At 70.3% G+C, this 2,211-nt stretch carries 3 protein-coding genes; 2 read left to right on the top strand and 1 reads right to left on the bottom strand.

All coding sequences use genetic code 11. The features are described from left to right. Both VFZ39_RS10875 and VFZ39_RS10870 read left to right on the top strand, forming a co-directional pair. Positions 1–754, top strand: a 754-nt coding sequence (locus VFZ39_RS10875; protein ID WP_330865770.1) for an alpha/beta fold hydrolase, incomplete at its 5' end; no start/stop codon positions are given. An 82-nt stretch (positions 755–836) separates the two neighbouring features. Beyond that, a complete protein-coding gene (locus VFZ39_RS10870; protein ID WP_330865769.1) occupies positions 837–1,784 on the top strand; it encodes an EamA family transporter in 948 nt (315 codons plus the stop codon). Here VFZ39_RS10870 and VFZ39_RS10865 read toward each other — a convergent pair. Further along, on the bottom strand, positions 1,785–2,211 hold a 427-nt coding region (locus VFZ39_RS10865; protein ID WP_330865768.1), incomplete at its 5' end, for an AI-2E family transporter.

Here is a 2,211-nt window from a genome sequence, read left to right as displayed (position 1 = left end):
CTACGGTGAATCCGGATCGCTGGTGGTGTTCTGCCACGGTCTGTTCGGGCAGGGGCGCAACTGGACGCAGGTCGCCAAGGCGCTGTCGGACAGGCACCGGGTGCTGCTCGTCGACCTGCCCCACCACGGCAGGTCGAAGTGGTCAGACCGCTTCGACTACCTCGACGTGGCCGACCGGGTCGCCGAGCTGTTCTCGGCCGACGATCCCGTCGCGCTCGTTGGACATTCGCTCGGAGGCAAGGTCGCGATGGTGGCGGCGCTGCGCCATCCGGACCTGGTCGAGCGGCTGTGCGTCGTCGACGTGTCGCCGGTGCCCTACGACAGCCAGGACGAGTTCCGGGGCTACATCGCCGGCATGCAGGCGCTGGACCTCTCGCGCATCGAGCGCCGTGCTGACGCGGACGCCGCGCTGAGCGAGGCGGTGCCGCACCCGACCGTGCGCTCGTTCCTGCTCCAGAACCTCCGGCACTCCGGCGGTGAGTGGTCGTGGCAGGCGAACCTGGATGTGCTGGGCCGCGACCTCGCCGTCATCGGGGGCTGGCCCGGTGACCGGTTGGCCGACCTGGCGCCGTACGACGGGCCGGTGCTGTGGGTGGCGGGGGAGCGGTCGGACTATGTCAGCGACGAGTACGCCGCCGAGATGGACCGGTGGTTCCCACGCAACCGGAGGGTGACCGTGAAGGGTGCCGGCCACTGGGTGCACTCCGAGCAGCCCGCGGTGTTCACCGAGGTGCTGCGCCAGTTCGTCCATTGAGTCCGCTCCGGTGAACCTGCCTCCGGTCACAGGCGAAAACCCTGTTGACGGGTGACATCCTCGTGACATAGTGTCATATGTCATGGCGACATTGACTCATGACACCCCGGGCGTGGCCGCAGTGCGGTCGGGCCGGGTCGGTCTGGGGTTCGCGGTGCTCTCGGCCATGAGCTTCGGCCTCTCCGGCACTCTCGCCAAGGGGCTGCTCGAGGCCGGCTGGACTCCGGGTGCTGCGGTCACCGCCCGGATCGCGCTGGCCGCGCTGGTGCTGCTCGTCCCCGGGCTCGTCGCGCTGCGCGGCCGCTGGCACCTGCTGCGCGAGCACGGTCGTTTCGTCGTGGTCTACGGACTGGTCGGGGTCGCGGTCCCGCAGCTCGCCTTCTTCAGCGCGATCGAGCGGATGCAGGTCGGCGTGGCGCTCCTGATCGAGTTCACGGCACCGGCCGCCGTCGTGATGTGGCTCTGGCTGCGCCACAGTCAGCGGCCCGGGGCCCTCACCGCCGTCGGTGGCATCACTGCCGGCTTGGGGCTCGTGCTGGTGCTCGATCTGGTCTCAGGTGCCGACCTCGACCCCGTCGGCGTGGCCTGGGCGCTGGTCGCGATGGCCGGCTGCGCGACGTACTTCGTGATGTCGGGCAGCGCGGGCAGTCGACTGCCCCCGGTGGTGCTGGCCGCCTCGGGGGTGGTCGTCGGAGGTGCCGCCCTGCTCGTCGCGGGCGCAGTCGGCGCGCTGGACATGACCTGGGCCACCGACCCGGCGTCGTTCCGGGGCGTCGAGGTGCCATGGTGGCTGCCGGTGGCCGGCCTCGCCGTGGTCACCTGCAGCCTCGCCTACCTGTTCGGGATCGTCGGGATCCGCGCGCTCGGGTCGCGGGTGGCGTCGTTCGTGGCGCTCCTCGAGGTGCTGTTCGGGCTGCTGTTCGCCTGGCTGCTGCTCGGGGAGCTGCCGCGCGCGATCCAGGTCGCGGGTGGCGTCGCGATCGTCGCCGGCGTCGTCCTGGTCAAGCTCGGCGAGCCACGTGCGCGGTGACTAGCGCGCCTCCTGGCGGCGGATGAAGACCTCGCGGGTGATCATCAGGATGGCCGCGGCAGTGGGGATGGCGAGCAGCGCGCCGACGACGCCGAGTAGCGAGGCCCCGACGAGGGCCGCGATCACGGTGACCGCCCCGGGGATGTCGACCGAGCGCGACATCACCCGCGGGTAGATCACGTAGTTCTCGAGCTGCTGGTAGATGAGGTAGAAGATCACGCACGCGATCCCGATCTTGACGTCGGTCGCGAACCCGATCGCCGAGACGAGGATGGCGCCGAGCGTCGCGCCGATCATCGGGATCACGTCCAGCAGCGCGACCACGAACGCCAGCGCCACGGCGTACTCGCCGAGGCCGACGATGAACAGGAAGATCAGCGACGAGATACCAGCACAGCTGGCCACCACGAACGCGCCGGAGACGTAG

It is taken from the genome of Nocardioides sp., assembly GCF_036374615.1.
In the GTDB taxonomy this organism is placed as follows: Bacteria; Actinomycetota; Actinomycetes; order Propionibacteriales; family Nocardioidaceae; genus Nocardioides.
This window is presented reverse-complemented; position numbering and strand designations above follow the sequence as displayed.